The 25,321-nt window shown below is 58.1% G+C and carries 28 protein-coding genes and 1 tRNA gene; 11 read left to right on the top strand and 18 right to left on the bottom strand.

The window, feature by feature from the left end; all coding sequences use genetic code 11:
* Nucleotides 1–28: 28 nt before the first annotated feature.
* Genes rsmD through LOH54_RS10300 form a run of 3 tightly spaced genes read right to left on the bottom strand, consistent with a single transcriptional unit; the run spans nucleotide 29 to nucleotide 1,742 of the window.
* Complete coding sequence (gene rsmD / locus LOH54_RS10290) at nucleotides 29–607, bottom strand: 16S rRNA (guanine(966)-N(2))-methyltransferase RsmD (protein ID WP_231018973.1); 579 nt, start codon at nucleotides 605–607, stop codon at nucleotides 29–31.
* Nucleotides 604–1,326, bottom strand: coding sequence for an exonuclease domain-containing protein (locus LOH54_RS10295; protein WP_231018974.1), 723 nt, complete (start codon nucleotides 1,324–1,326; stop codon nucleotides 604–606). Before LOH54_RS10295 ends, rsmD begins: the two co-directional genes overlap by 4 nt.
* Complete coding sequence (locus LOH54_RS10300; RefSeq protein ID WP_231018975.1) at nucleotides 1,326–1,742, bottom strand: hypothetical protein; 417 nt, start codon at nucleotides 1,740–1,742, stop codon at nucleotides 1,326–1,328. Before LOH54_RS10300 ends, LOH54_RS10295 begins: the two co-directional genes overlap by 1 nt.
* A 285-nt stretch (nucleotides 1,743–2,027) precedes the next feature.
* On the opposite strand from LOH54_RS10300, the gene murA reads away from it, so the two are divergent.
* A complete protein-coding gene (gene murA, locus LOH54_RS10305) occupies nucleotides 2,028–3,290 on the top strand; it encodes a UDP-N-acetylglucosamine 1-carboxyvinyltransferase (protein ID WP_231018976.1) in 1,263 nt (420 codons plus the stop codon).
* A gap of 21 nt (nucleotides 3,291–3,311) precedes the next feature.
* Here the strand turns inward: murA and LOH54_RS10310 are convergent, their stop codons facing one another.
* Both LOH54_RS10310 and LOH54_RS10315 read right to left on the bottom strand, forming a co-directional pair.
* Nucleotides 3,312–3,689, bottom strand: a complete 378-nt coding sequence (locus tag LOH54_RS10310; RefSeq protein WP_231018977.1) for a heat shock protein transcriptional repressor HspR — start codon at nucleotides 3,687–3,689, stop codon at nucleotides 3,312–3,314.
* A 3-nt stretch (nucleotides 3,690–3,692) separates the two neighbouring features.
* A complete protein-coding gene (locus LOH54_RS10315; protein WP_231018978.1) occupies nucleotides 3,693–4,589 on the bottom strand; it encodes a DnaJ C-terminal domain-containing protein in 897 nt (298 codons plus the stop codon).
* A 131-nt stretch (nucleotides 4,590–4,720) separates the two neighbouring features.
* Here LOH54_RS10315 and LOH54_RS10320 point away from each other — a divergent pair.
* A tRNA-Pro gene (locus tag LOH54_RS10320) sits at nucleotides 4,721–4,797 on the top strand.
* A 306-nt stretch (nucleotides 4,798–5,103) separates the two neighbouring features.
* Here the strand turns inward: LOH54_RS10320 and purH are convergent.
* Together purH and LOH54_RS10330 are read right to left on the bottom strand one after the other, a co-directional pair.
* Nucleotides 5,104–6,639 (bottom strand): bifunctional phosphoribosylaminoimidazolecarboxamide formyltransferase/IMP cyclohydrolase, encoded by a 1,536-nt coding sequence (gene purH / locus LOH54_RS10325; RefSeq protein WP_231018980.1) that lies wholly within the window; start codon nucleotides 6,637–6,639, stop codon nucleotides 5,104–5,106.
* A gap of 89 nt (nucleotides 6,640–6,728) precedes the next feature.
* Nucleotides 6,729–7,718 carry a response regulator gene (locus tag LOH54_RS10330; protein ID WP_231018981.1) on the bottom strand — a complete coding sequence of 330 codons (990 nt, stop codon included), beginning with the start codon at nucleotides 7,716–7,718 and terminating at the stop codon, nucleotides 6,729–6,731.
* 133 nt (nucleotides 7,719–7,851) lie between these two features.
* On the opposite strand from LOH54_RS10330, the gene LOH54_RS10335 reads away from it, so the two are divergent.
* From LOH54_RS10335 to LOH54_RS10350, 4 genes are all read left to right on the top strand, one after another.
* On the top strand, nucleotides 7,852–8,115 hold the full coding sequence (locus LOH54_RS10335) for a hypothetical protein (RefSeq protein ID WP_231018982.1): 264 nt from the start codon (nucleotides 7,852–7,854) through the stop codon (nucleotides 8,113–8,115).
* Nucleotides 8,116–8,195: 80 nt separating this feature from the next.
* Nucleotides 8,196–9,482, top strand: a complete 1,287-nt coding sequence (locus tag LOH54_RS10340) for a hypothetical protein (protein ID WP_231018983.1) — start codon at nucleotides 8,196–8,198, stop codon at nucleotides 9,480–9,482.
* Nucleotides 9,483–9,631: 149 nt separating this feature from the next.
* Nucleotides 9,632–10,513 (top strand): metal ABC transporter substrate-binding protein, encoded by an 882-nt coding sequence (locus LOH54_RS10345; RefSeq protein ID WP_231018984.1) that lies wholly within the window; start codon nucleotides 9,632–9,634, stop codon nucleotides 10,511–10,513.
* The gene (locus LOH54_RS10350; RefSeq protein ID WP_231018985.1) at nucleotides 10,506–11,249 is read left to right on the top strand and encodes an ABC transporter permease family protein; all 744 of its coding nucleotides are present in this window, start codon (nucleotides 10,506–10,508) and stop codon (nucleotides 11,247–11,249) included. Before LOH54_RS10345 ends, LOH54_RS10350 begins: the two co-directional genes overlap by 8 nt.
* Nucleotide 11,250: 1 nt before the next feature.
* Here LOH54_RS10350 and LOH54_RS10355 read toward each other — a convergent pair whose 3' ends face one another.
* Complete coding sequence (locus tag LOH54_RS10355) at nucleotides 11,251–11,436, bottom strand: hypothetical protein (RefSeq protein ID WP_231018987.1); 186 nt, start codon at nucleotides 11,434–11,436, stop codon at nucleotides 11,251–11,253.
* A 136-nt stretch (nucleotides 11,437–11,572) separates the two neighbouring features.
* On the opposite strand from LOH54_RS10355, the gene LOH54_RS10360 reads away from it, so the two are divergent.
* Nucleotides 11,573–12,016, top strand: a complete 444-nt coding sequence (locus LOH54_RS10360; protein ID WP_231018989.1) for a GatB/YqeY domain-containing protein — start codon at nucleotides 11,573–11,575, stop codon at nucleotides 12,014–12,016.
* 115 nt (nucleotides 12,017–12,131) lie between these two features.
* Nucleotides 12,132–12,980, top strand: a complete 849-nt coding sequence (locus LOH54_RS10365) for a YitT family protein (protein ID WP_231018990.1) — start codon at nucleotides 12,132–12,134, stop codon at nucleotides 12,978–12,980.
* Nucleotides 12,981–13,065: 85 nt separating this feature from the next.
* On the opposite strand, the gene trpC is transcribed toward LOH54_RS10365, so the two are convergent.
* Genes trpC through LOH54_RS10385 form a run of 4 tightly spaced genes read right to left on the bottom strand, consistent with a single transcriptional unit; the run spans nucleotide 13,066 to nucleotide 16,214 of the window.
* A complete protein-coding gene (gene trpC, locus LOH54_RS10370; protein ID WP_231018991.1) occupies nucleotides 13,066–13,866 on the bottom strand; it encodes an indole-3-glycerol phosphate synthase TrpC in 801 nt (266 codons plus the stop codon).
* On the bottom strand, nucleotides 13,863–15,158 hold the full coding sequence (locus LOH54_RS10375; protein WP_231018992.1) for a tetratricopeptide repeat protein: 1,296 nt from the start codon (nucleotides 15,156–15,158) through the stop codon (nucleotides 13,863–13,865). The genes trpC and LOH54_RS10375 overlap by 4 nt, the downstream gene beginning before the upstream one ends.
* On the bottom strand, nucleotides 15,151–15,522 hold the full coding sequence (locus tag LOH54_RS10380) for a YkgJ family cysteine cluster protein (RefSeq protein WP_349636715.1): 372 nt from the start codon (nucleotides 15,520–15,522) through the stop codon (nucleotides 15,151–15,153). Before LOH54_RS10380 ends, LOH54_RS10375 begins: the two co-directional genes overlap by 8 nt.
* Nucleotides 15,519–16,214: a tRNA1(Val) (adenine(37)-N6)-methyltransferase gene (locus LOH54_RS10385; protein ID WP_231018994.1), complete on the bottom strand. Its 696-nt coding sequence runs from the start codon at nucleotides 16,212–16,214 to the stop codon at nucleotides 15,519–15,521. The genes LOH54_RS10380 and LOH54_RS10385 overlap by 4 nt, the downstream gene beginning before the upstream one ends.
* A 73-nt stretch (nucleotides 16,215–16,287) precedes the next feature.
* Here LOH54_RS10385 and kdsB point away from each other — a divergent pair, with 73 nt between their 5' ends.
* Complete coding sequence (gene kdsB, locus LOH54_RS10390) at nucleotides 16,288–17,010, top strand: 3-deoxy-manno-octulosonate cytidylyltransferase (RefSeq protein ID WP_231018995.1); 723 nt, start codon at nucleotides 16,288–16,290, stop codon at nucleotides 17,008–17,010.
* Between the two features lie 142 nt (nucleotides 17,011–17,152).
* Here kdsB and rpsO read toward each other — a convergent pair whose 3' ends face one another.
* On the bottom strand, nucleotides 17,153–17,428 hold the full coding sequence (gene rpsO / locus LOH54_RS10395) for a 30S ribosomal protein S15 (protein ID WP_231018996.1): 276 nt from the start codon (nucleotides 17,426–17,428) through the stop codon (nucleotides 17,153–17,155).
* 224 nt (nucleotides 17,429–17,652) lie between these two features.
* Between rpsO and LOH54_RS10400 the strand changes: the two genes are divergently transcribed.
* On the top strand, nucleotides 17,653–18,057 hold the full coding sequence (locus LOH54_RS10400) for an RrF2 family transcriptional regulator (RefSeq protein ID WP_231021237.1): 405 nt from the start codon (nucleotides 17,653–17,655) through the stop codon (nucleotides 18,055–18,057).
* 16 nt (nucleotides 18,058–18,073) lie between these two features.
* Nucleotides 18,074–19,141 (top strand): DHH family phosphoesterase, encoded by a 1,068-nt coding sequence (locus LOH54_RS10405; protein ID WP_231018997.1) that lies wholly within the window; start codon nucleotides 18,074–18,076, stop codon nucleotides 19,139–19,141.
* Between the two features lie 4 nt (nucleotides 19,142–19,145).
* Here LOH54_RS10405 and LOH54_RS10410 read toward each other — a convergent pair whose 3' ends face one another.
* The 5 genes from LOH54_RS10410 to LOH54_RS10430 are packed head-to-tail and all read right to left on the bottom strand — an operon-like array spanning nucleotide 19,146 to nucleotide 25,313.
* Nucleotides 19,146–20,561, bottom strand: coding sequence for an N-acetylmuramoyl-L-alanine amidase family protein (locus tag LOH54_RS10410; RefSeq protein WP_231018998.1), 1,416 nt, complete (start codon nucleotides 20,559–20,561; stop codon nucleotides 19,146–19,148).
* A 6-nt stretch (nucleotides 20,562–20,567) separates the two neighbouring features.
* A complete protein-coding gene (locus tag LOH54_RS10415) occupies nucleotides 20,568–21,659 on the bottom strand; it encodes a nitronate monooxygenase (protein WP_231018999.1) in 1,092 nt (363 codons plus the stop codon).
* Nucleotides 21,660–22,862: a tyrosine--tRNA ligase gene (tyrS, locus tag LOH54_RS10420; RefSeq protein WP_231019000.1), complete on the bottom strand. Its 1,203-nt coding sequence runs from the start codon at nucleotides 22,860–22,862 to the stop codon at nucleotides 21,660–21,662.
* Nucleotides 22,863–22,878: 16 nt separating this feature from the next.
* Nucleotides 22,879–25,035 (bottom strand): RelA/SpoT family protein, encoded by a 2,157-nt coding sequence (locus LOH54_RS10425; RefSeq protein ID WP_231019001.1) that lies wholly within the window; start codon nucleotides 25,033–25,035, stop codon nucleotides 22,879–22,881.
* A gap of 53 nt (nucleotides 25,036–25,088) precedes the next feature.
* Nucleotides 25,089–25,313: a DNA-directed RNA polymerase subunit omega gene (locus LOH54_RS10430; protein ID WP_231019002.1), complete on the bottom strand. Its 225-nt coding sequence runs from the start codon at nucleotides 25,311–25,313 to the stop codon at nucleotides 25,089–25,091.
* Between the last annotated feature and the right edge of the window lie 8 nt (nucleotides 25,314–25,321).

The following is a 25,321-nucleotide window of genomic DNA, read 5'->3' on the forward strand; positions in this document are numbered from 1 at the left end:
GATTGGACGCAAGTATAGCCAACTATATTTACAGATAGTAACTCAGCGAAGTCTTACCGAACTTCTTGCGCTTTTGCAGACTGTAGGAGCCGATCGCGTCGGGCAGCTCGAGCCCGCTCATATGCTCTATGGTGATCAGCTTGACCGATTCGCGGGGCAGCTTCGCGATCAGGCCGAGCATTTTGTCGTAGATATCCTCGTGCCCTTCCCGAATGGAGAAGGGGGGATCGATAAAGAAATAGGCGGGCGCGCTAAGCTGCTTGAGACGTGCCATCGTCTGAGCGATCGTCTCGAAGGTATCGCCGGCGATCACCTCGCAGGCCGCGGGATCGGTCTGGGCGATGTTGCTTCGCAGCACCTTCAGGGCGTCGCGGTCGCGCTCCATGAAAATGATGCGTTTCGCCCCCCGGCTCAGCGCCTCAAGGCCGATGGAACCGCTGCCGGAAAAGAGCTCGACGAGGACACTGTCCATGATCTCGAACTGCAGGGTGTTGAAATAGGACTCCAGCACGATCCCCTTGGAACTGCGCGTCGTCGTTTTGGAAGGCAGCTTCAGCAGCTTGCCCTTGTACTTGCCTCCCACGATCTTCTTTGTCAGCGGTTTCATCCTCGCACCTCGTTCATGTAATATTCAATGCTGTAGCGCAGATCCTCGTCCAGGTCCGGGAGGCTGCGGAGCATCCACTCCAGGTAGCCGGGGTCCCGGCGGGCGACATCTTCGATGAATTTGCCGCCGTATTTGCCGAAGGTGAGCTTGTGCACCAGCGCCTGCTCCGTCGTCAGCGCCATCAGCCGCTCGTTGTCCGCCATCGCTTCCAGGTAGCGGTGCAGCAGCAGCGTGTGCAGGGCGTCGCTGAGCGCATGGTGGGCGTTCAGGGGAATACCCAGTTCGTCGGCAAGGGCCTGCTCTTCGCGGTAGAGCCGCAGTTCGTAGCGCAGGTACTGCAGGGAGAAGTGCTCGATCTCGCCGCCGAGCAGATGCTTGACGCATTTGAGCGTATCGATCATCCCCCCCTGCCAGGTCACCCCCTCCCTGGAGAGCATCTCGAGGTCGAACGCGAGATTGTGACCGACAAGGATCGTCTCGGGCGTGTTAAGGGCTTCGAGCCGTTTCGCCGCGCCGGTCGCATCGAACTCAGGGGCCTCCGCGAGCATCTCGTTGGTCAGGTGATGGACCGCCATCGCCGCCGGCGGCACCTTTTTCGGGGGCCGGACCAGGTCATAGAGCGTCTCGTACCTGCCCTCATCTTCGAGGATTATCCCCACCGAACAGATGCGGTCTTTTTTTTCGACACCGGTCGTCTCGACGTCAAGATAACAGAGCATCAAAACCGTTGCAGGAGCGTATGGTAGTGTTCAAGGGTCCGGAAACTCTTCTCAAAGCGCCAGCGCAGCACAAAGGCGACGACGGCGTCACGCTGGGAAGATTCGAGCTTTTCGGCGCGCCCGAAATAGGCCAGCGAACTGTTCTTGTTCCTGACTTTCGCCTCGCGGTCGTAGGTGATGGCGATGATCTGGACATACTTGCCTTCGTGCGGCGTGCCCAGCGTATCTTCGGCAAGGGAGATCCCGGCGAGGTTCATCGCCTTGAATTCAAAAAGATCCGCGAATTCGGGCACCTTTTCATCGACGCCGAGGGCGTGGTAGAGGGATTCGAGCGCAGCCATGTTCTCCTTGCGTGCGACTTCGTAGCTTGAAATCTTTGCCGTAAGGTTTTTCAGACGATCCAGTGCCGTTGACACGTCTGCGCTCCTTTCCATATCATACGCTCCGGGAGCAAAAGCCCCCGTACCTACGCTAACGCTTTGTTCCGCCCCGGCATTTCCTTCGTTCATCCTCGGCGGAGGGCCCGCACCCCAAGGGTACTTCCTCCGGGCGCGCACCGTCGCGCTTTTAGAACGTCACCTTCGCGAGCGATAACATTAAGATGCTCGACACACAAGCCATCTACTGCATTATCATAGCAGTTTAACCAACCGTGCTTTATAATCAGCAAAAACTTTGGCGCATCGCGCCTGTGAGGTGATATGGATTATTTCAAGATCAACGGACCGAAAACCCTGGAGGGCAGCGTCGCCGTCTCCGGCGCCAAGAATGCCGCCCTGCCGCTGATCGCCATGACGATCCTTGCCGAAAAGCCGGTAACCGTCACAAACCTGCCCCACGTCGTCGACATCAAGACCCTGCTCAAACTGCTGACCAACCTCGGTGCGGCGTTTGAACTCGACGGCAACCGCGTCACCATCGATACCCGCCCCGTGAACCACACGATGGCGACCTATGACATCGTCAAAACGATGCGCGCCTCCATCCTCGTACTGGGCCCGCTGCTCGCGCGCTTCGGCCACTGCGAGGTCTCCCTTCCGGGGGGATGCGCCATCGGGCAGCGTCCCATCGACCTGCACCTCAAAGCGCTGGAGCATATGGGCGCGGAGATCACCATCCATGCCGGCTACGTCCGCGCCGAAGCCCCCGACGGCCTCAAGGGTGCGCACATTCTCTTCGACAAGATCACCGTCACCGGCACGGCCAATATCGTCATGGCGGCCGCTCTGGCCAAAGGGAAAAGTACCATCACGAACGCCGCGCGCGAACCCGAAGTCGTCCAGCTCTGCGAGATCCTGCGCGATGCGGGGGTCGCCATCGAAGGGATCGGCAGTTCCGAACTTGTCATTGAGGGCACCGGGGGCAAACTCGTCGACATCGCCTCCTTCGCCGTCATCCCCGACCGTATCGAAGCGGGAACCTACCTCTGCGCCGCGGCCATTTCACGCTCGCCGTTGACCCTGACAAATGTCCGTCCCGACCACCTCGAAGCGGTCCTGGGCAAACTCGAAGAGATGGGCGTAGGGATCGAAACGACAGAGGACACGATCACCGTCCTGCCTGTGCAGACCCTGAAACCTGTTGACATCACGACCATGGAGTACCCCGCCTTCCCGACGGACATGCAGGCGCAGTTCCTCGCGCTCTGTACCCAGGCCGAAGGGACGTCGACCGTCGAAGAGCGCCTCTTCGAAAACCGCTTCATGCATGTCAGCGAACTGCAGCGCCTCGGCGCCGACATCACACTCAAAGGCAATACCGCCACCGTCAAAGGCCCCTCGGCGCTCTTCGGCGCGGATGTCATGGCCACGGACCTGCGCGCCTCAAGCGCCCTCGTACTGGCGGCGCTGGTGGCAGAGGGTGAGACGAACATCCACCGCATCTACCACCTCGACCGCGGCTATGAGGCGCTCGAAGAGAAATTCAGCCTGATCGGTGCGGACATCGCCCGCCTGAAAGAGTAGTAGGGAAAAGAAAAGGGGAGATCACTTCTCTTCGAAGATGATCATTTCGTAGATGCTTTTTTTCGTCACCAGCGCCTTCTCGGGCGGTACGCTGGTGCTCTGCTTCGCCTGGGCCAGCTGGTAGCGCAGCTCGGCAATCTCCTGCTCCATCGTATCGATCTGCTCCTTGAGGCGCAGCGCCACATCGACGCCGGCAAGGTTGACGCCCATTTCGCGGGTCAGGCGGAGGATCAGCTTGATGCGGTCGATATCGCGCTGGGAGTAGAGACGAATCCGGCCGTCCGAACGCGAAGGGGTGATAAGGTTTTCACGTTCATACTGGCGCAGGGTCTGCGGATGGATGTCGAGGATCTTCGACACGATGCTGATCAGGTAGACCGGTTCGTCGTACGTATGCATGGCTTACTCCTTAGGTAGTTGCGCTTTCATCGCCTCGGTCAACTCTGAATCAAGGTCGTCCACGTTCGGCAGGATGATGTTCGCGACAAGGTAGAGGTCCCCGCGTACGTTGCTTTTTCGGTTCATTACCCCCATCTCTTTCACACGGAAACGCTGCCCGTTCTTCGTGTTCTGCGGTACTTTGAGGGTAATCTCCTTCTCCAGCGTCTTGACGCTCACCTTATCGCCGAAAAGCGCCGCGTAGAGCGGGACGTCGAAGGTTTTGATCAGCGTGTCGCCGTCGCGCTCGTATTCCGGGTTGGTGGCGATGTTGATCTTGAGGTAGAGATCGCCTGCGCTGCCGCCCTGTTTGCGCCCTTTGCCGCGGACGCGGAGCTTCTCGCCCGATTTGACCCCCGCGGGGATCTTGATGTCGAAGCTCTCCCCCTCCACGTTTACCTGGTGCTTGCCGCCGAGGATAGCCGTCTGGAACGGCACGGTGATGGAGGTCTCCAGGTCGAGGTTGACCGGCTGCTGGTAACCGCCGCCCCCGAAACCGCCAAAGCCTCCGAAACCGCCTGCACCCCCGGCTCCGCCGCCGAAACCGCCGAAGCCTCCCCCGCCGCCGAACATCTGGCGCAGGATCTCGTCGAGGTCGACATTGCCGCCCTGGGCGCGCGCAAAGTCCTGGAAGTTCTGGCCGCCGAACATCTGGTCGCCGAAACGGTCGTACTGCGCTTTTTTCTCTTTATCGCTCAGGACCTCGTACGCGGCATTGATCTCTTTGAACTTCTCCTCCGCTTCGGGGGACTTGTTCACATCGGGATGGTACTGGCGCGCCATCTTCCGGTAGGCTTTTTTGATTTCCGATTCGGTCGCGTTTTCATTGACGCCAAGGGTTTCATAAAGGCTTTTGCTCATGCAGTGTTACCTAGTTATATATTTTATTTTTAGCAGTGATTATAGCATATAAGTTGAGTCGATGTCAATCAAGGTTTGTTTTATCGCACTTTATGAAACTTTTAAGTTTGCGGTAGTATAATTTCGGCCCTCGGGGTGTGGCGCAGACTGGTAGCGTGCTTCGTTCGGGACGAAGAGGCCGCAGGTTCGAATCCTGTCACCCCGACCATCGAGAGACTTTCTTCCTAAAACATTTCCAGAAAAAATCCATCAAAACAACATCGAAAAATCAAGCATTTTTACGTACTAAATACAGCATATAATCCTCCTTTATTGTCAAGTCAGATACGATCATTAGCGTGTCAGGCGGATCACCTCGGCATGGCATATCCCGAAAGCGGCAGCCTTTCGCATTTTCTTCTTTCGGGTTCGGTTTCTTCTTTGTGCGAGCAAAGAAGAAAGGGAACAAAAATTACCATGATGTATATGAGGGATTAGGTTTACGAGAGCATATGCGGCCAGAGCCGCAGAGGGTTTAGTGTAGGAAGTGGCGGACACCCGTGAAATAGAGCGCCATGCCGTACTCGTCTGCCGCGGCGATGACTTCGTCGTCGCGGATGGAGCCGCCCGGTTCGATGACCGTCTTGACGCCTGCGGCCGCCGCTGCGTCGATGGAGTCGCGGAACGGGAAGAAGGCTTCGGATGCCAGCGCGGCACCGGTGACGTCCAGGCCCATCGCCTCAGCTTTTTTCAGCGCACACTGCGACGCGTCAACGCGCGAGGTCATCCCCATACCGACGGCGACCATTGCCGCGTCCTTGACGTAGACGACACAGTTCGACTTTGTCAGCGACGCGACTTTCCAGGCGATCTCCGCATCTTTCATCGCCACCGCATCCGCGCTCAGTTTGCTTTTGCGCTCGGCGTTGCTGATCTCATCCGCTGCCACCTTGTCGGCATCCTGGAAGACAAACCCGCCGTCGATGTGTTTGAAGTCAACGGCATCGTTGGCGAGGACGATCTTGTCGCTGCCGTATTCGAAAAGCTTGATGCGCTTCTTCGCCGCAAACACCTCCTGAGCTTCCGCCGTGATACGGCCGGCAATGATCACCTCAAGGAAGATTTCGTTCATCTTCTCCGCCAGCGCCTTGTCGACGACACCGTTAACGGCGACGACGCCACCAAAGGCGGAAACGGGGTCGCATTTGAGCGCTTCGGTATAGGCGTCAAGCAGGCTGTCGCGGATGGCGAAGCCGCACGGGTTGCCGTGCTTAACGATACAGACGGCATTTTCGTCGCCGAAGGCCGCGGCGATCTTGACCGCGCCGCTAATGTCTGTCAGGTTGTTGAAGCTCGCCTCGCCTTTGAGGGTCGTAAAGTTCTTGCTGAAATGCTCCTCGAACTCGTACAGCGCACCCTTCTGGTGCGGGTTCTCGCCGTAGCGCGTATTCATCACCTTCTTGCCGACGACGAACTGCTTCGCCCCCATACCGTCGTTGAAACGCTTGTTCATATAGTTGGCGATCATGCTGTCGTAGGCCGCCGTGTGCTCGTAGGCTTTGATCATCAGGCTGCGGCGGAACTCGACGCTGTTCTCATCATTCTCGATGGCGTTAAGGACCAGCGAATAGTCGGAGGGGTCGGTGACGATCATGACGCTGTCGAAGTTTTTCGCGGCGGAGCGGACCATCGCCGGCCCCCCGATATCGATGTTCTCGATGATCTCTTCGAAGTCGTCCGTACGCTCGATGGTCGCCTTGAAAGGGTAGAGGTTGACGCAGACGAGGTCGATCGGCTCGACGCCCAGCTCTGCCGCCTGGTCCAGGTGCGACTGCTTGTCGCGGCGATGCAGGATGCCGCCGTGGATGTAGGGGTTGAGGGTTTTGACGCGCCCCTCGAAACACTCCGGGAATTTGGTGACCTCATCGATCTCGATGGCCGCGATACCGGCCTCTTTCAGCATCTTGAACGTCCCGCCCGTTGAGATGATCTCATAGCCGTTTTTCACCAGGGACGCCGCGAATTCGACGATATTGCTTTTATCGCTGACGCTCAGCAGTGCTCTTTTCATTCCGTTTCGCCTTTTTTCGGGCTTGCAGCCCATGTATTTCATTGACGGAATTTTAACAGAGGAGCGGTTAGGATTGGATCAAATTCTGATCACGCCCCATGTTTTTGGCGTATATCCAGGAACTGCCAAAGATTATCGACAAAGAGCTCTACCAGTTTCGGATCGAAATGCTTGCCGCTCTCTTCGGTGAGATAGGCCAGCGCCTTGTTCACCTGCCACTCCTCCTTATAGCTGCGTTTGCTCAGCAGCACGTCAAACACGTCCGCCACGGCGACGATGCGCCCGAAGATATGGATATCTTCCCCCTTCAGCCCTTTCGGGTAGCCGCTCCCGTCGAACTTTTCGTGGTGCTGGGCGGCGATGATCGCTGCGGCCCTCAGCACGGGCCGCTTGGTGCGGCTGAGGATGTGGGCCCCCCACTGCGTATGGTGTTCCACCGCCTCGCGCTCTTTGGCCTCTAACGGCAGAGGTTTGTTCAGGATCCGCTCGGGAACAATGACGTTGCCGATATCATGCATCGCCGATGCCATCTTCAGCATCTCGACGGCTTCCGGGCGGAGTCCGTAGAGCTCGCCGAGCAGCGCACTGTACCCCGCGACTCTTTTGAGATGTCCCTTGTCCTGCGAACGGAGCTCCCCGACATACGCCAGGGTGTAGATCAGATCCTCCTCCGTCTCTTCAGCATGCCGTTCCCGATGTTTTCTCAACTCCAGGTGCGTCCGGACCCGCGCATAGAGTTCCGAATGATTGAAGGGTTTGACGATGCAGTCCGCACCGCCGGCTTCAAAACTGCGTTTAATCTCCTGCGCCCCCGGGATCATCCCGGTAAAAATGACGGGGATCTCCTGGGTCTTGGCTTCCGATTTCAGCCGCTTGCAGATCCCGTAGCCATCGATACTCTTCGCCGTCGCGTCAAGCAGGATCAGGTCGATATTCAGCGCGCCCGCTATCGCCATTGCCGCGTCTTCGTTCTCTGCCCCCAAAACGCTGCACCCCTCTTTGGCGAACAGTTCCCTGACGGTGACGATGTGCTTCGGAGACTCGTCAACGACCAGGATTTTTGCCGGAAAAATTTTCATATTTACTCTTTTTAAAAACAATAAACAATATGGTAGCACCGATATATTAATTTTTTATAAATATAATTGTTATATAGCATTTTTATCACATTTGATACGCCTCGGGGAGATCGGCGGTGCGCTATAATGCCGCATGCGAACCAGACGCCTGCTGCTCTTACTGCTGTTCCTCGTCGCCCTCAGCGGCGAAGCGCTGCACACCCTCAGTGCGCACCATGACGGGAGTCACTGTCCCGTCTGTACCGTCGCCGCCCACGCGGCAGCACCCGATATCGTCAAACCGTTCGAGCCGTTTATCCTCTTCCATGACACTGAAGAGCCTTGCCCGGCCGCCGAAGCCCACAGCAGCTTTGCCCTCCATTTCGTTCCGGCCCGGGCCCCTCCCCGCTTCGTTTAATCCCTACAAAAAAACCATAGCACTATGCAGCACCCATCACAAATCCAACCCGGGTGCACTGATTAAACGGAGTCTATATAATGCAAAAAACTTTTATCTCCCTGCCCCTTTTCTGCGCACTGCTCTTCGCGGATGCCGCCACGATCCTCCCGGTCGAAAAGCGCACCTTCGAACAGTCCAAGTTTATTCCGGACATCTCTCTGATCCTCGATGCATCCTACGTCACCCGCAACAAGACAGATGACGAGATCGCCCACTACGAGATCCCCGGTGTCGCCCACGGCATCATGGGGGCCCACGCCCACGACGGGCACTCCCACGCCACCTACAACGCCTACAACGGCTTTAATCTCAACTACGGCGAACTGGTGCTTTCGAGCTCCGTCGACCCCTACTTCACCCTTGACGGCACCTTCCACTTCAGCGAAAACGGCGTCGAGATCGAAGAGGCCTATTTCACCTCGACCGCTCTCCCCTACGGCCTGCGTCTGCGCGGGGGGAAACTGCTCTCCAACTTCGGCCGTCTCAACTCTCAGCACCACCACTACTGGGATTTCGGGGACATGCCGCTCGTCTATCAGGCCTTCCTCGGTGATCACGGCATCAATGAGAAGGGGGTCCAACTGCAGTGGGTCGCTCCGACGGAGACCTACCTGATGTTCGGAGGCGAGGTACTCCAGGGCGAGAACGAGATGATGTTCGGCACCGCCAGCATCGCCGACCCGACCGCGACCGACCCCGATGCCGCGCCGCTGGCCGAATCGGCCGATGCGCCCGCCCTCTTTGTCGCCTATGCAAAAACCGCCGTTGATATCGGCGAGACGACCGTTATGCCCGGCATCTCCTACGCACGCGGCACCTCGCGGCTTGACCACTTCGAGGATGAAACGCCCCACGCCTTTTCGGGTATGAGTTCGCTCTACGGTGCCGACCTGACCGTCAAACACTACTTCGACTCCTACAGCTTCCTGACCTGGCAGAGCGAGTGGATGATGCGCGACATGAAGGGCACCCAGTATGCGCAGCCCGATGCCAATACGACGACCTCGGTCTCCCTGCGCAAAGAGCAGGCAGGCTACTACACCCAGCTCGTCTATGCCTACAACATGAACTGGCGCACCGGCGTCCGCTACGACAATATCTATCAAAACGATGTCACGAAGAACGGTACAGCCCAGGAGATGGAGAACAGCTTTGAGCGGATCAGCGCCATGGTGGAGTACCACCCCAGCGAGTTCAGCCGTTTCCGTCTTCAGTATAATCACAACATGGCCCTCTATAACGAGGATGGCGACCGCCAAAGCGTCGATACGATTATGCTGCAGGCCAATATTGCCATCGGGGCGCACGCGGCCCACGACTTTTAGGCCGTTGACGCTGCGACAGGGGTGGTCTCCCGGCCGCAGTGTCAATACCGGGTCTCCCCTGCCGAGAGACCCATCCTCCGAGGGGAGTTCCTTCGGGCGCGTGCCCTCGGCGCTTAGTATGAGGCGACATTTAATTACTAAGGTTTGACATGCAAAAACTGCTTTTTATCCTTCTACTGCCCGCCGCGCTCCTTGCCCACCTCAATATCGCCGTCACCTACCCCTACATCGGCGCACTGACACGGGCGGTCGGCGGTGACCACGTCACGACCGTCGTGCTGGCCAAGGGGAACTGGGATCCCCACTTCGTCGTTCCCCGCCCCTCCCTCATCGCCAAGATGCGCCGGGCCGATGCACTGATCATGAACGGCGGGCAGCTGGAGATCGGCTGGCTTCCGCCGCTGATCCGGCGCGGAAACAACCCCAAGGTCAACCCCTCTGCGCCGACCTTTCTGAACCTGGCACAGGGGATCGAGCTAATCAACAAACCGAGCGAGGTCGACCGGGCCAACGGGGATATCCACCCTGCCGGCAATCCCCATTTTCACCTCGATCCGCACAACATCCCGCTCTTGGCAAAGCAGATCGCGCTGTTTCTGGCATCAATCGATGCGGAGCACAAAAGCATTTATGAAAAGAACCTGGAAAATTTCAATGCGGAATGGGGGAAAAATCTCGAGCGCTGGACACGGGTCATGGCGCCGAAACAGGGGATGAAAGTCGTGCAGTTCCACGACAACCTCGCCTACTTCAACAAGGCCTTCGGCCTCATAAACATCGCCACGATCGAGCCGCTGCCGGGCATCCCGCCCTCCCCGCGTCATACCCTCGACGTGATCGGGAAAATCCGCGCCGAGCATCCCTGCTGCATTCTGCACGACGTCTACCACTCCACCAAGACCGCGGAATACATCCGGGACAAGACCGGGATCAGGGTCATCCTGATGCCCCACGATATCGGGGCGCTGGAGTCTGTCGACTCCCTCACCGCCCTGTTTGACTATCTGACAAAGGCCCTCACCGATGATTGATATTTTCCTGCCGCCGCTGCTGCTCGTCTTCGTGCTCGTCATGATTCACGCCTGGTTCGGCAAAGGGGTGCTCGAGCGCGGCATCATCTTCACCGACCTCGCCATCGCACAGTTCGCGGCGCTGGGCAGCGCCGTCAGCCTCGGCTTTTTTCACGGGGAGTATCTCTATGTGCTCACCCTCGGAAGCGCCCTGTTCAGCGCTGTGCTCATCGCGTTCGCATCGCACAGGAACCTGCACCTGGAGGCGTTTATCGGGATTCTTTACGTCCTGGGTGCCAGCGGCGTTATGATGGTCCTGGCCAACTCCGCCGAGGGGATGGAGCACTTCAAGGCGCTGCTGGCGAGCGATATCCTTTTCACGCCGATGAAGCACGTGCTCTACAGCAGCGGCGTCTATGCCCTGCTGGGGCTTCTGATATGGCAGCTCTACCCGCGTCTTAACGGGTTCATGCAGGAGCTGCTCTTCTTTGTCATGCTTGCCGTCACCGTCACCTCATCCGTCCAGCTTGCCGGCGTGCTCGTCGTCTTTACGCTGCTGATCGCACCGGTCTTTATGGCATCCATGCAGAAGCGTTTCCCGCCGCTGGGCTTCGCCTTTGTCTTCGGCTGGGCATTCAGCGCCGCGGCGATCGCCGCATCCTACACCTTCGACCTGCCGACGGGCTACACCATCGTTTTTCTCGGTGCCCTCAGTGTCCTGCTCGGCACGCTGATGCTCAGCCGTACGAAAGCCTGAGCTACTTGTCGAGGTTGTTCTCGTCCCAGCAGGCGTCGACCTGCCGGTCGATGGCGAGATCGGCACTGGTCTGCTCGTTGACGTCGCCGACGATGTCCCAGGTACTGATTGCCATAAAAGCAAACGCCGCCACCAGCACCGCCGTCACAAAATAGATGTTCATATACTCTTTCTTGAAAAGCTTCACGGGACTCCTTTCCACTCCAATTGTCCCCATTTTATAGCATAAGGGTTAATAATATGAAAAGCCGTGATAGAAGGCGTCTTCTTTTAGGCTTATCTAAGGCGGGTATAATGTCGCCATCACATGCAAAGGATAATTTATGGAGCTCAAAGACCAGATCAGAAACGATATTAAAGAAGCGATGAAAGCCAAGGAGGTCCAGCGCCGCGACGCGCTGAGACTGCTCAACAGTGCCATGAAACAGATCGAGGTGGACGAACGCAAGGAGCTCAGCGACGACGATGTCATCGCCATCATCCAAAAACAGATCAAGCAGCGCAACGACGCGGCGGCCCAGTACAAGGACGCCGGACGCGACGAGCTGTACGACAAAGAGATGGCCGAGATCGCCGTGTTCGAAACCTACCTTCCGGCACAGCTCGACGACGCCGAGCTTGAAAGCGCCGTCAAGGCGATCATCGAAAAAACCGGTGCCAGCACGATGAAAGATATGGGCAAGGTCATGGGAATGGCCAGCAAAGAGCTCGCAGGCCAGGCCGACGGCAAACGCATCAGCAGCTGCGTTAAAACACTCCTTTCATAAATTTTCCCGCTCCGTCATTTCCCGGACGGAGCGGTCCCAACCCTCTCTTCACGACACCTTTCTGCCGTCCAGAGTTCCGAGCACTGTCCGATAGTATGTTCACCAAGGAAAAGTCATGACAACGAAAATCATAAAAGAGCTGAGACGCTACCTGCAGATCCTGATCGGCGGTATGGTACTGGCGGCGGGGGTCACCCTCTTCCTTGTGCCCAACCATATCACCTCCGGGGGCACCCCCGGGATGGCCATCCTGGTCAACTATTTTACGGGCATCTCCATCGGGACGATCATGCTCTCCATCAACATCCCGATGGTGCTCATGAGCATGAAGTTCATCGGCCGGGGATATGCATTTCGGACCGTGTTCGCCATCGTCGTCATCGCCATGTCGGCGGATATGTTTCTGGAGATGCTGAAGCTCCCCGCCCTGACACAGGAACCGCTGCTGGGCGCCGTCTTCGGCGGGATGCTTATCGGCCTGGGGGTGGGGCTGATCGTCAAAGCCAGCGCATCGCCCGGCGGCCCCTCCATCATCGCCGGCATGATCGCCCACAGGACCCACTGGAAGGAGGGGGATCTCATCATCGCGCTCGATGCCCTGATCGTCTTCTCGGCCGGATTCGTCTTCCCGAAACTCGACAGCATGCTCTGGAGCCTGGTCGGCGTCTACATCAGCGCCAGGGGCATCAACCTGATCCTCTCCGGCCGCCCCTCCAAAAAAGTGCTGCATATCTCTTCGGAGAACGCCGAAACCCTCAAAGCCCACCTCCTGCACAAACTGGGGCACGAAGGCGGGGTCATTCTCGAAGGGACGACGCTCCACACGGGGGACGAACGGCGGCTGCTGATGCTCATCGTGGATAACAATAAAGTCCAGAGCGTCCGGCAGATCGTCCAGGCGTATGACCCTTCGGGTGTCGTCGTTGTGATGGAAGCATCGGAGTTGATGGGCGGGGGGCATTGACGGCGACCATGCCCGTCAGCGGCATGATGCATTGAGACGTTAGCAGGATCTTTTCTATCCGGCTCTTACCGGAATTTGAGGGGGATTATTTCGGGCACCCCTCGCCCGTTTTCAGGCAGCGCAACGCACTTTCGACATCGTCCTGGCGCATCAGCGACTCCCCGACAAGAAAGGCGTCGACGCCCGCTTTGCCGAGATCTTCGAGCTGGCCGTATTCATAGATGCCGCTCTCGGCGACGATGATCTTGTTGTTCGGGATGAGCGGGATAAGCTTGTAGCTCAGTTCCATATCCATCTCGAAGGTCTCGAGGTTGCGGTGGTTGATGCCGATGATGTCGGCGCCGGCGAAGATCGCCTTGGTCAGGTCCGCCTTGTCGTGGATCTCGACCAACGCCTCCATCCCCAGGTGACGAGTGTAGTCAAGCAGCTCTTTCAGCTCTTTGCGCGAGAGCGCCTTGGCAATCAGCAGGACGAAATCCGCGCCGTAGACGAGGGCTTCGACCAGCTGGTACTTGCTGACGATGAAATCCTTGCGCAGGAGCGGAATGGCCGCGTACCGGCGGATCTCCGCGAGGTAGTCCAGGCTGCCTTGGAAATAGTGCGGTTCGGTGAGCACGGAGATGGCATTCGCACCCCCGCGCTCATAGGCCTGCGCGATGGCCACCGGGTCAAAGTCTTCGCGGATCACGCCCTTTGACGGGCTCGCTTTTTTCACTTCGGAGATGATGCGGTAGGGCTCCGCTTCCGTCGCTTGCAGATGCGGGATGACCGGCCGCGGCGCACGAGCATTGAAGGCGAGGGAACGCCCCAGCCAATCCATGCTATACTCCTTTTCGCGGCGGGCGAGGTCCTCTTTGGTCTTCGCGATAATCTCATCCAGAATCATTGCTTTCCTTGTGTTGTTTTACGTAAACGTTTCATGCATTCCTCAATGGCTTTGACATGTTTGTCCAGCTCGGGGTCACGCTCGCCCCCCATCGCTTTAAGGGCTTCTTTCATCGTGGCGTCGGCCTTGCGGCACTGGCCGAGTTTGTAGTAGCCCCAGGCAAGCGAATCGAGGTAGAAAGGCGAACCCGGTTCCTGCCGCAGGGCCGCCTCGACATACTTGATCCCCTCCGCGGGATCGACGTCGTTGTCGATGAGCAGGTATCCCAGGTAGTTGAGCATCAGGGAGTCTTTTTCGCTCTTGACCGCCGTCTTCAGTTTGTCGACGATCTCCGCGACCAGCTTCGGATCCGTTTTGTCCTCGGCCGCTTCAAAAGCGAAAATGGCGCTCTGTCCCAGGTAGGTCGCATCGCCGCTCTGCTCGTAAAGCTTCTGTGCCAGTTCGGAGGCGGCGGTGTACTCCTTGGCGTTGATATAGAGCTTCAGCAGCATGGCATCATCCGAATGGTGCTGTTCCAGGAACTGTTTGAGATGCACCATGTCGTTTTGATAGCTGTAGATGCGGGCGATCGCATCGGCGACATCCTGGGTGGGATAGTTGCTGTAAAGCCGCAGATAGGTCCCCAGCATCCCCTCGACGTTGTTCTGCTCGCTGTAGAGCCCGGCAAGCCGTTTGCAGATGCGCTGGGAACAACCGTGGAGACGGATGTGGGTTTCAAGCTGGGCGATGGCGTCTTTTTGGCGGTCGAGATTGACGTAGAGGATAACCGCCATACGGTCGAGGACCGCCTCGTCGTAATCGAGGTCGTAGGCGCTCTCCAGGTAGCGCAGCGCCGTGTTGTACTGCTTTTGGCGCGCGTAGATCTCCGAGACCCCGATGTAATCCTGCTTTGCCTTCGTCTTCTCCAACAGTACCAGCGCCGCCTGTTCGGCCGCTTTGACCTCACCCTTGCCGAGCAGTCCCCGGATCCGGTAACGCTCTATCTGGGCATTGAATCCCTCTTGTTCCTCGAACATCTGGGCATTTTCTAGCACATCGTCATACTGTTTCGCATGCAGCAGGTTTTCAAAAAAGTGGTCCCGGTAGGGAAGCCGCGGCGCCTTCTCGTAGAGCACCGCATAGAGCTGCGCCGCCGTCGCGTACTGCCCGTGCGCCTCCGCGTCAAGGGCAAACAGGGCGTAGGCGTCCTCTTCCTCGAACGCCTTCGTCTGCGGCGACAGTGTCGGTTCTTTCAGGCTGCAGCCTGCGAAAAAGAGCAGCAAAAGGGCCGTGCAGGTAATACGTTTAAACATCGACGATCCCCGGACACTCCCGCTTGAGCTCATCGACGCGGGTCTTGTAATACTCCCAGAAGGGAAAGGTACGGCACTGGGCGGGGCGGGCCGTGTAGACGCGGCAGCCGTTCGTCTCCCGGTCGAAAAAGACGCAGTCGTGCGACATGCCGACGATCCGTTCCTTGAGCGAAAACTTGTAACCGCGCTTTTCAAGGTAGGTACGACGGAAGTCCGGCTCCTCCATTTCCAGGGCCGCGGCCAGTGCCTGGATCTCGTCGGGGGAGACGAAGATATTGCCGCTTTCACCGGTGCAGCAGCGTCCGCCGCAGCCGGCGCAGGCGGAGGGGTCGAACGCGTAGGGGTAGCCGTCTTCTTTTATCATAGGGTGCATTTTATACTGTGCGTCCTTGCATCGCGGTAGACCTGCAGGCTCTTGGCGGAAAACTCATCTTCGTCAAAGGCGAAAATCGGCGGCCGGACGCGCATGAGCGAACGGGAGTTTTTCCGGGCGTGCAGCATCACCAGGGTCGCATTGCGATCCGGTTTCGAATGAACGAATTGTACATCAACCACTCTTAATTTGGCGCGTTCGCAGGCGGCGCAGAGGTGGGCGAACTGCTGGGGGTCGTAGCAAAGCAGCAGGTGCCCCTGGGGGCGCAGGAGTTTTGCCGCATGGGAGATGAACGCGTCGATGGGCAGGTGCAGGTTGTAGCGCGCCGTGTGCACCATCTCATTCTCCGAACGCGAGGCCCCCTCGTGGTAGAAGGGGGGATTGGAAACGATGTACTCAAACCCTTCCGGGTCCTTGAAGGCGAGAAAATCCGTGTGGTGGACCCGGTAGTCGATCCCGTTCACCTCCGCATTCTTCGAAGCGTACTGCACGAAAGCGTCCTGTTTCTCCACCGCCTCGAGCCGCACTTTCGGGTTGTCGCGGGCCACCAGCAGCCCGACGACGCCGCAGCCCGCCCCCACGTCGAGCATACGGCCCCGCGGCGCGAAAGAGGAGATGAAGTCATACAGGAAGATCGAGTCGCTGTTGTAACAGTACCCCTCCTGCGGCTGGTAAAGCAGCATTTAGTCCCCCCGTCGATATAATTTCCGTCATTATACAGTGCCGCGGCGTTCTCGCCCAAAAGAAAGGATTCGCATGATCATCATCCCCGCCCGTCTTGCCTCCACCCGCTTCCCGCAAAAAGTTCTGGCGGATATCGGCGGACTGCCGATGGTCGTCCGCACGGCACGTCAGGTGGCCCACCTCGACGATGTCGTCGTCGCCGCGGACGATGAGAGCATCATCGAGGTGTGCAAAGCCCACGGCGTCAAAGCGATGCTCACGTCGACGACGCACAAAAGCGGCACCGACCGCATCAACGAATGCGCCCAGCTGCTCGACATCCCCGATGACGAACTCGTCATCAATATCCAGGCCGACGAGCCCTTTATCGAGCCGGAGGTCCTGACCCTGCTGATCGACCGCCTGACTGCCCTCAAGGCGGAGGGGCGCCCCTTTGTCATGGGCAGCTGCTACAACGCCGTCAACGCCGAAGCCGCCGACGACCCGAACCTCGTCAAGGTCGTCGTGAACGCGAAGCATGACGCCATCTACTTCTCCCGTTCAATGATCCCCTACAACCGGGGCGGCGGGGCCACCTACTTCGGCCATATCGGCATCTACGGCTTCACAAAGAGGAGCCTCCACGCCTTCTGCGCCCTCGACGACGCGCCGATCGAGGACATCGAAAAGCTCGAACAGCTCCGCGCCGTCCACCACGGGCTTCCCATCAGCATGGTCAAGGTCGCCAGCACCGGCTTCGGCATCGACACGCCGGAGGATCTGGAACGGGCCAAAGAGATCTTTGGGGTCCAATAAAACGGATCCGTCACGGATTAAAAGCCCTGAAACGCCAGCGTACTGCATGGGCATATGCCATGGAGAGTGTTCAAAAAGTAATGTCGGTTATTGAAAAAGTAAAAAAGAGGTCTCCGGCCGAAGCCGGAAAAGTAGAAGCTCGTTAGATGTTGTCGCGGATACCGAGATCGGCAACGAGTTTGTCGTATGCTACGCGGTTTGTGCGTTTGAAGTAACGCATCAGACGGCGGCGCTGACCGACGAGCTTGAGCAGACCGAGGCGTGACGCGTGGTCTTTCTTGAAAGTTTTGAGGTGTTCAGTCAGTTCAGCGATACGTGTGCTGAGCAGTGCGATCTGCACTTCTGAAGAACCGGTGTCGTTTTCGTTACGTCCGAATTTTTTAACAATCTCTTGTTTTTTCGCCGCATCCAAAGCCATAATAGCCTCCTGAGGGTATAATAAATTTTTCGTTCACAATCGAACAAGGGCGAAATTATAGCGAATGTTTTCTGTTTTGGCAATCTTCCCGGACGGCTCGCCGGCGCTTTTTACTAAACTTCTCCTCTATAGTCGTTTTTTTTGAGCTACGCTTTAGGGTAATCGGATATAATTTCTCTTAATTAAACCAGATCTCCTGCACCATGGGATCGGAAAGTGACGCCATGCTCATCACCCGTGCCAGCGAATACGCCCTGCTCTCGCTCATCGTCCTGGCCAAGGCCGAGAAGCCCCTCGATGCCGATACCCTCTCGAAGGAACTCGATATCTCCAAAAGCTTTCTCGCGAAGATCCTCCAGTCGATGGCACGCAACGGTATTCTCAACTCCTTCAAGGGCGCCAACGGCGGATTCGCCCTGGCCAAGGATATGCACGACATCACCGTCAGGGACATTACCTGCGCCGCCGAGGGGAAGAACCCCTCCGTTTTCGACTGCTCCAAATCCCAAAAAGATTGCCCCTCCGATAAAGCGACCACCTGCCAGATCTGGCCCGTCGTCAACCGGCTCCAGGACAAGATCGACACTTTCCTCGAGAAACTCACCCTCGCCGACCTGATCGAACAGTAACCCAAGAAAGGCCATTGTGACCATTTACCATCTCTCCCATATCGACCTCGACGGCTACAGCTGCCAGCTGGTGCTGCAGCACACGCCCCACACCATGCATTTTTACAACGCCAACTACGGCGAAGAGGTCCCCGAACGCCTGCGCCAGATCGTCGAGGCAATCGCGCACGAATCCGAGGCGATGATCCTCGTCACCGATCTTAACCTGACCCCCGACGAATCCCGCTGGCTCGACGCCGAGGTCAAGCGCTTCAACGAATCGGGCAAAAAAATCACCCTGCAGCTGCTCGACCACCACGGCAGCGGCAAGGAGAGTGCGGCCCGCTATACATGGTATACGCTCGACACGGATCGCAGCGCGACGAAGATCACCTACGAATTCGCCAAAGAGCACGGCTGGCTGCAGGAGGAACCTGCGTGGATGGAGGCCTATGTCGCCGTCGTCAACGCCGTCGATCTCTGGCTGCAGGATGAAACGGAGAATTTCGAATACGGCAAGGTGCTCATGCGCCTCGTCAGCGAGACCCGCGAGCTGGGGCGCACCCTCTTCGCGGAGCAGGACCGCGCCTACAAGCTGAGCCTGCTGACCGAAGCCGCAGCGATGATCGCTCTGCCCGACGCCCCGATCGTGCTGGACGAGAAGATCCATCTGATGAAGAAGGGGTTTTTCCGCGAGAATGAGAACAACACCCTCGACAACCTGGTGACGAAGTACATCGTCTCCCTGATGGGGGCGAAGCGCAAAGAGATGACGATCTATTACAAGGGCTACCGCGGCTTTCTGAGCTATGCCGTCGGCAACACCTCCATTATCGGCAACGGCTTCCTCGTCGCCTACCCGGAGTATGACTTCATTGTCGACATCAGCCCCCGCGGGACGATGAGCCTGCGCGCCAACAACCAGGTCGATGTCTCCCTCATCGCCAAGGAGTGGGCGGGCGGCGGTGGACACCCCAACGCCTCCGGCGGACGTATCCAGGGCTTCAAAGAGCAGTTCCGCTATGACAAAGTCAAAACGCAGATCGAGTCCCTGATCGCCAAACGCGAATCCGTCTCCGGGAAACTGCCGCAGAAAAGCGAATAGGGCCCTAGCGGTTTTTCGCGAAATAGCGCTCTACACCCTCCGCCAGGCCCCTGGCAAAATAATCCTGATACGTATTGCTGTGAATCCGTACCGCCTCTTTAGGGTGAGTGATAAAGCCTATTTCGACGAGGACCGCCGGCATCTGTGCACCGACCAGAACCCAGAACGGTCCCTCTCTGACCCCTGCATCCTTTACCTCTTTGTAACGGGCCCGCAGCGAAGAGAGCACGCTAGACTGCAGGTCGATTGCCAGTTTATGCGATGCGACGATCTTCTCGGAGTTGAGGACGTTCAGGAAGGTGCTTTTCCCGTAGAAATCCATATCCTCGACTTCCGCCTTGTTCTCCAGGGCCGCGGCGTTCGTCGCCCGTTTGGAACGTGACGGGGAGAGAAAGTAGGTCTCGATGCCGTACGCTTTGCGCGCCTTGCTTTTGGGCACGGCGTTGGCATGCAGGGAGATGAAAAGGTCCGCTTTCTTCTTGTTGGCGTAGCCCGTACGGTTGCGCAGCTTGATAAACTTGTCCTTGCTGCGGGTCATGTAGACGGTGTAGCCGCGTTCGCGCAAACGTGAGGCCATCTTTGCCGCCAGGGAAAGGACGATCTCCTTTTCCTTGTAACGGTTGTGCCCGACGGCCCCGCCGTCCTTGCCTCCGTGGCCCGGGTCGATCACGATCACCCGCTCTTTGTTGCGGGCCTGGCCCGGGCTTGTCACGGGCACGTGCTTTGGCGACGTCACCCCGGAGAGCCCGGCACGTACCGTCAACGTCTTCTCCGCTTTGGCAAAGCGTACCGGAAGTGCCTTAGAACTTTCCAAAACCAGGCGGATGGTCTGCGGTTTGTACTGGGTCAGGCTGATACGCTTGAGGTCACGGTGGGTCAGCGTATGAGACTCGTCCAGCACCGCATGGATATCGAGGACATAGCGGTAGCCGTGCTTGCCGCTCTTTTTCAGCTTGAAGAAGTTGACATCTTTGTTCGAAAGCGTCTTTTCAAAACGGAATACCAGGTTACCGCTGTCCCATTCGACCTCTTCCAGGCGGTTCTGCCCTTTGATGCTCGGCGCTTTCGCTCTGCCTTTGGATGCCGGTTCCGGCTTTGCGACCGGCTCCGCGACCGGGGCCGGTTTGACGTCCGCTGCAGGCGCCGGCAGCGTTTTGAGCTTGTTGCGGTAGTCGCTGACGTCGATATGCAGTTTGTTTCCGCTGGCAACGATCCCCTCCAGTGCACGCCGTTTTTTAGCGGCGTCCCCTTCAACCGTGGCGTCCATATAGGCGGACTTGAACGTATCATATGCCTGGAAAATTTCGGATTGTTTATTGGATTGAAGCACCGTCTCCGCCTGGGAGAGGTTCATACCGCTGAGGGTATTCGCGGTCAGCATAAGAGCCGTGACGATTGCGCGGAGCCGCTTCAACGTCATTGCGACCTATTCGCCTTCGGTCAGCTTTTTCATCAGGTCGGCGACACTGATGAGTTCGGTGATCCGGTAGCCGTTCGTACCGGAGAAGAAGAGGCCCAGTTCCGTATTCCCCTCATACGCGTCGCTGAGGCGGTCGGCGATGCAGAAACCGACCGCTTTCGCCTCAACCCCGCGTTCGCAGGGGGCGACACAGTTCGAGATACACTTGATCGCCGGTCCCGTGCGGGTTTCGACGAGGCTGCTCAGGTTCGTACGCACCCCTCTGGCCGGGTAACCGACCGGGGATTTCATGAGGTGGATATCCTCCTCTCTTGCTTCGAGGAGGACCTTCTTGAAGTTCGGGTGGGCGTCGCACTCGTAGGTCCCGATAAACCGGGTCCCCATCTGTACCCCTTTGGCACCGAGCGCCATCATCTCCTCGATGTCCTTTTTGTCCCAGATACCGCCGGCGGCAATGACCGGGATTTCGCCCCAGCTGGCCGCCTCTTCGACGACCGGAGCGACCAGGTTCTCGAGCTGATGCTCCTCCATGGAGCACTGCTCATAGGTAAAGCCCTGGTGGCCGCCGCTCTTGGGGCCTTCAAGGATTACGGCGTCGGGGAGGCGGTTGTAACGCTTCTCCCAGCGCTTGCAGATGATCTTGAGCGCCTTCGGCGAGGAGACGATCGGTACCAGGGCCACATCGGGATACCCCTCGGTGAATTCCGGCATGTTCGTCGGCAGTCCCGCCCCGGTGATGATGATGTCGATTCCCGCTTCGCAGGCGTCCCGTACGACACGGCCGTAGTCGTTGATGGCGTAGAGAATGTTCGCCGCCAGCGGCGCGTCGCCGCAGATCTTGCGTGCATTGTTGACGATAGCCGTGAGTCCCTCTTTGGAGTAGAAGTTCTCCACGTCCAGCGGGCGTCCGGAGACGAGTTTGTGCGCATGCTCTTTCTGCTCGTAATACCCGGTCCCGACGGCGCTGATGACGCCGAGGCCGCCCTCTTTGGAAACGGTGCCGGCCAGACGGTCCCAGCTGATGCCGACGCCCATACCGCCCTGAACGATCGGTTTTTCAATGGTGTATTTGCCGATTTTCAGCGGTTCGAAGCTCATCTATTTCACCTTTACGCGTGCAAACTTGCGCTTGCCCACCTGAAGGATGTACTCCCCGGCTTCGAGCTGAAGCTGTTCGTCATCCACTTTTTGCTGGTCCATTTTAACGGCTCCTTGCTTAAGGTCGCGCCGGGCCTGCGATGTAGATGCCTCAAGCCCGCAATCCTGTAGCGCTTTGGCGATCCAGACCGGTCCGTCGAGCTCGAATTCGGGCATGTCGCTCGGCAGTTCGCTCTTGGCGTGGACCCGGTCGAACTCCGCCTTCGCCGCTTCGGCATCCGTTGCGCTGTGGAAGCGTTCGACTATTTCCATCGCCAGCGCCTCTTTGACCTTTTTCGGATGGGCCTTGCCCTCCTCGACGTCGACTTTGAGCTGCGCGATCTCGGCGAGGCTCTTGTGGCTGAGCAGTTCGTAGTAGCGCCACATCAGGTCATCGGAGATGCTCAGCATTTTGCCGAACATCTCCCCCGGGGAGTCGGCGACGCCGATATAGTTGTTGAGACTCTTGCTCATCTTCTGAACGCCGTCGAGGCCTTCGAGGATCGGCATCATCAGCACCGCCTGCTCTTTGCCCTTCTCGTAGGCGCGCTGCAGGTGGCGACCCATGAGGAGGTTGAACTTCTGGTCCGTTCCCCCGATCTCGATATCGCTGTCAAGGTGCACGCTGTCGAAGCCCTGAAGCAGCGGATAGATGAACTCGCTGATGGAGATGGGCGTACCGCTCTTGTAGCGCTTTTCGAAATCGTCGCGCTCAAGCATCCGCGCGACGTTCATCAGGGTGGTGAGCTCCAGCATCCCCGCCGCGCCGATGGGGTTGATCCAGTCGGCGTTGAAGAGGACCTCCGTCTTCTCGGGGTCGAGGATCTTGAAGACCTGCTCCTTGTAGCTCTTGGCATTTTCGGCGATCTGCTCCGGGAGCAGTTTTTTACGCGTCTCGCTCTTGCCGGTCGGGTCCCCGATCTGCGCCGTAAAGTCGCCGATGATGAACTGGACGCGTCCGCCGATGCGCTGGAAAGCGGCCAGCTTGTTGAGCAGGACCGTATGGCCCAGGTGCAGGTCCGGTGCCGTCGGGTCGAACCCGGCTTTGACGCTGAAAGTTTTCCCCTCTTCCAGGGCCGCTTTTACCAGCGTCTCGATACGCTCCTCGTCGATGATCTCCGCCGTACCGCGGCGGATCTCAGCCAATGCTTCTGTTACTGTCATTCTTTCCCTTCACCTCTCACACGGACCGATACGCGTCGTCCGTTCGAATAAACTGTATGATATGAATTTTTTGTTCAATTTTAGCGCGGAGGCGGTTAATATCCGCTTCCGAACTCTGGAACTCCAGCTCGCACAGCTGCTGGTGTTCCTGGCGCTCCTTGCCCAGTTCAATGCTGACGATTTCCGCCCCCAGCTTCGCCAGGAACGTGAGGAAATCCGCCAGTGCCCCTTTGGCGTTCTGCATGCTGACGATCATGTGGTAGTGGAAGATGCTCTCCTGCTTCCAGCGCACGAAAAGCATCGGCTCCTCATCCTCGATCAGCGTCGCGGCGTGCTGGCACATCTTGTGGTGGATGTGCGCCTTGCCGTTGCTGACAAACCCGACGATCTCGTCCCCGGCCTTGGGGTGGCAACAGAAATCGAAAACGACATCCGAGATCGTGTGGTTCGAGAAGAGCTCGATCGAGCCGAAACGGTAGAGTTTGAGCTTGAAGCGGTGCGACGCCAGGAACGCGCCGAACTTTTTGTGCGAGCGCAGATCCTTCAGGTAGTGGTGCAGCACCTCTCTGAGGTAGTCCACGTCCCGGGCGATCATCCAGGCGTTCTGCAGACGGTTGTGTTCGCGCAGCCACTCGCGGATGCGAGTCACGTTGAGCTGCATGACGCCGCGCATGATCAGCAGACCGCTCCGGCTGTCGATGTCGCGGATGCGGTGGCGGCAGTTGATGCGGATGTGCTGTTTTGCCCGGGAGGTCTTGACCGCATCCATCCAGCTGCAGCGCAGCAGCTTCTCCTCTGCGGTCATGATCCGGACGATATCGCCGTTATGCAGCTCGGCCAGCAGGCTCTTGCTCTCCTTGTTCACCAGGCACGACTCCGCCCGGTCGCCGATCTCGGTATGGACGGCGTAGGCGAAATCGAGCGCCGTCGCCCCGCGCGGAAGGGTATAGGGTTTGCCTTTGGGAGAGAAGACGCTGATGTCCTCGCTGTAGAGATCGGTCTTCGCCAGTTCGTAGAAATCCTCAATCGACTCCTCCTGGTACTGCAGATTCTGCAGCCAATCGAGGTTGATATTGTTGCCGCCGCTCTTGTACTTCCAGTGGGCCGCGACCCCCAGCTCCGCCGTCTTGTGCATCTCGAAGGTACGGATCTGCACCTCGATGATGGAGGTGTCGTCGAAGACCGTCGTATGCAGGGTCTGATAGCCGTTCTCTTTCGGGATTGCGATGTAGTCCTTGAAGCGCGAGGTCAGCGGCTGGAAATGCAGGTGCACGAGCCCGAGGACGCTGTAACACTGGGTCGGGTCGTTGACGAGCACCCTGATCGCCAGCAGGTCGAGTACCTCGTCGATGCTGATCCCCTTGCGCTGCATCTTGAGGTAGATGGAGTAGTCGTGTTTGATCCTGCTAAGGATCTCGTAGCTGCCCGGAATGATCCCCTGACGCTCCATCAGCTTCGCGATCTTCTGGCGGAAGCCGTTGAGGCGTAGCTCGATGTCGTGATAGTTCACCTTCAGATAATCGTCGATGCGCTTCTTCTCCTCCGCAAACACGTAGGAGAAGCTCAGGTCTTCGAGGAAGTTCTTGATATAGGAGATACCGAGGCGGTGGGCGATCGGGGCGTAGACGACGAGGGTCTCTTCGGCAATGCGGCGCTGTTTGGCCGGCGGCAGCGAGTCGAGGGTCAGCATGTTGTGCAGCCGGTCACAGAGCTTGACGACCAGGACACGGATATCTTTGATGGAGGCCAGCAGCATCTTTCTAAACGTCAGCGCCGAAACGACGAGCTTCTCATCCGAGTGGGACGGGATCAGCTCCTTGTCACGGATCAGGTCGATCTTGGTCAGGCCGTGCACCAGGTGGGCGACATCGGAGCCGTAGCGCAGTTCCACCGCTTCGATGGTGTTGGGCGTATCCTCGACGACGTCATGCAGCAACGCGGCGATGACCATGGCCCGGTCGCCGGTAATGGAGGCCACCAGCGCGGCGACGAGGATTGGGTGGACAACGTAGGGTTCGCCGCTTTTGCGCGTCTGGTGCGCATGGGCATCTTTGGAGAAGAGCAGTGCATCCTCGATCTGTTCATCGAAGGGGATATTTTCGTGCAGCAGGGCCGTCGCACTTTCAATATCCCGGATGGCGCGGATCTGGTTGATATCAAAATTGTTTGCCATGGCTGCTCTTTGCGGTCAGATGTGGGAGCGCCCGTCGGGCGCAGGGAGGGGGGTCAGGCTTTCTGCTTGAAGCCCTTGATAAGGACGAGGCCTTCCGCGATCTCCATCAGTGCGAGGTCAGTCGACTTGGTGGTCTTCAGGTCAAGGTTGAGCTTGCTCTGGGCACCGTTCTCGAGCTCTTTCGCACGCTGTGCAACGGCAATCGCGAGCTGGTAGCGGTCGATGCCGGCAGTGTTGAGGGCCTTGGCAGTGATCTCTTCAAGACGAAGGTTTGTCATGGTGTTTT

The sequence above is a fragment of the Sulfurimonas sp. HSL-3221 genome (assembly GCF_021044585.1).
Lineage (GTDB): Bacteria > Campylobacterota > Campylobacteria > Campylobacterales > Sulfurimonadaceae > Thiomicrolovo > Thiomicrolovo sulfuroxydans.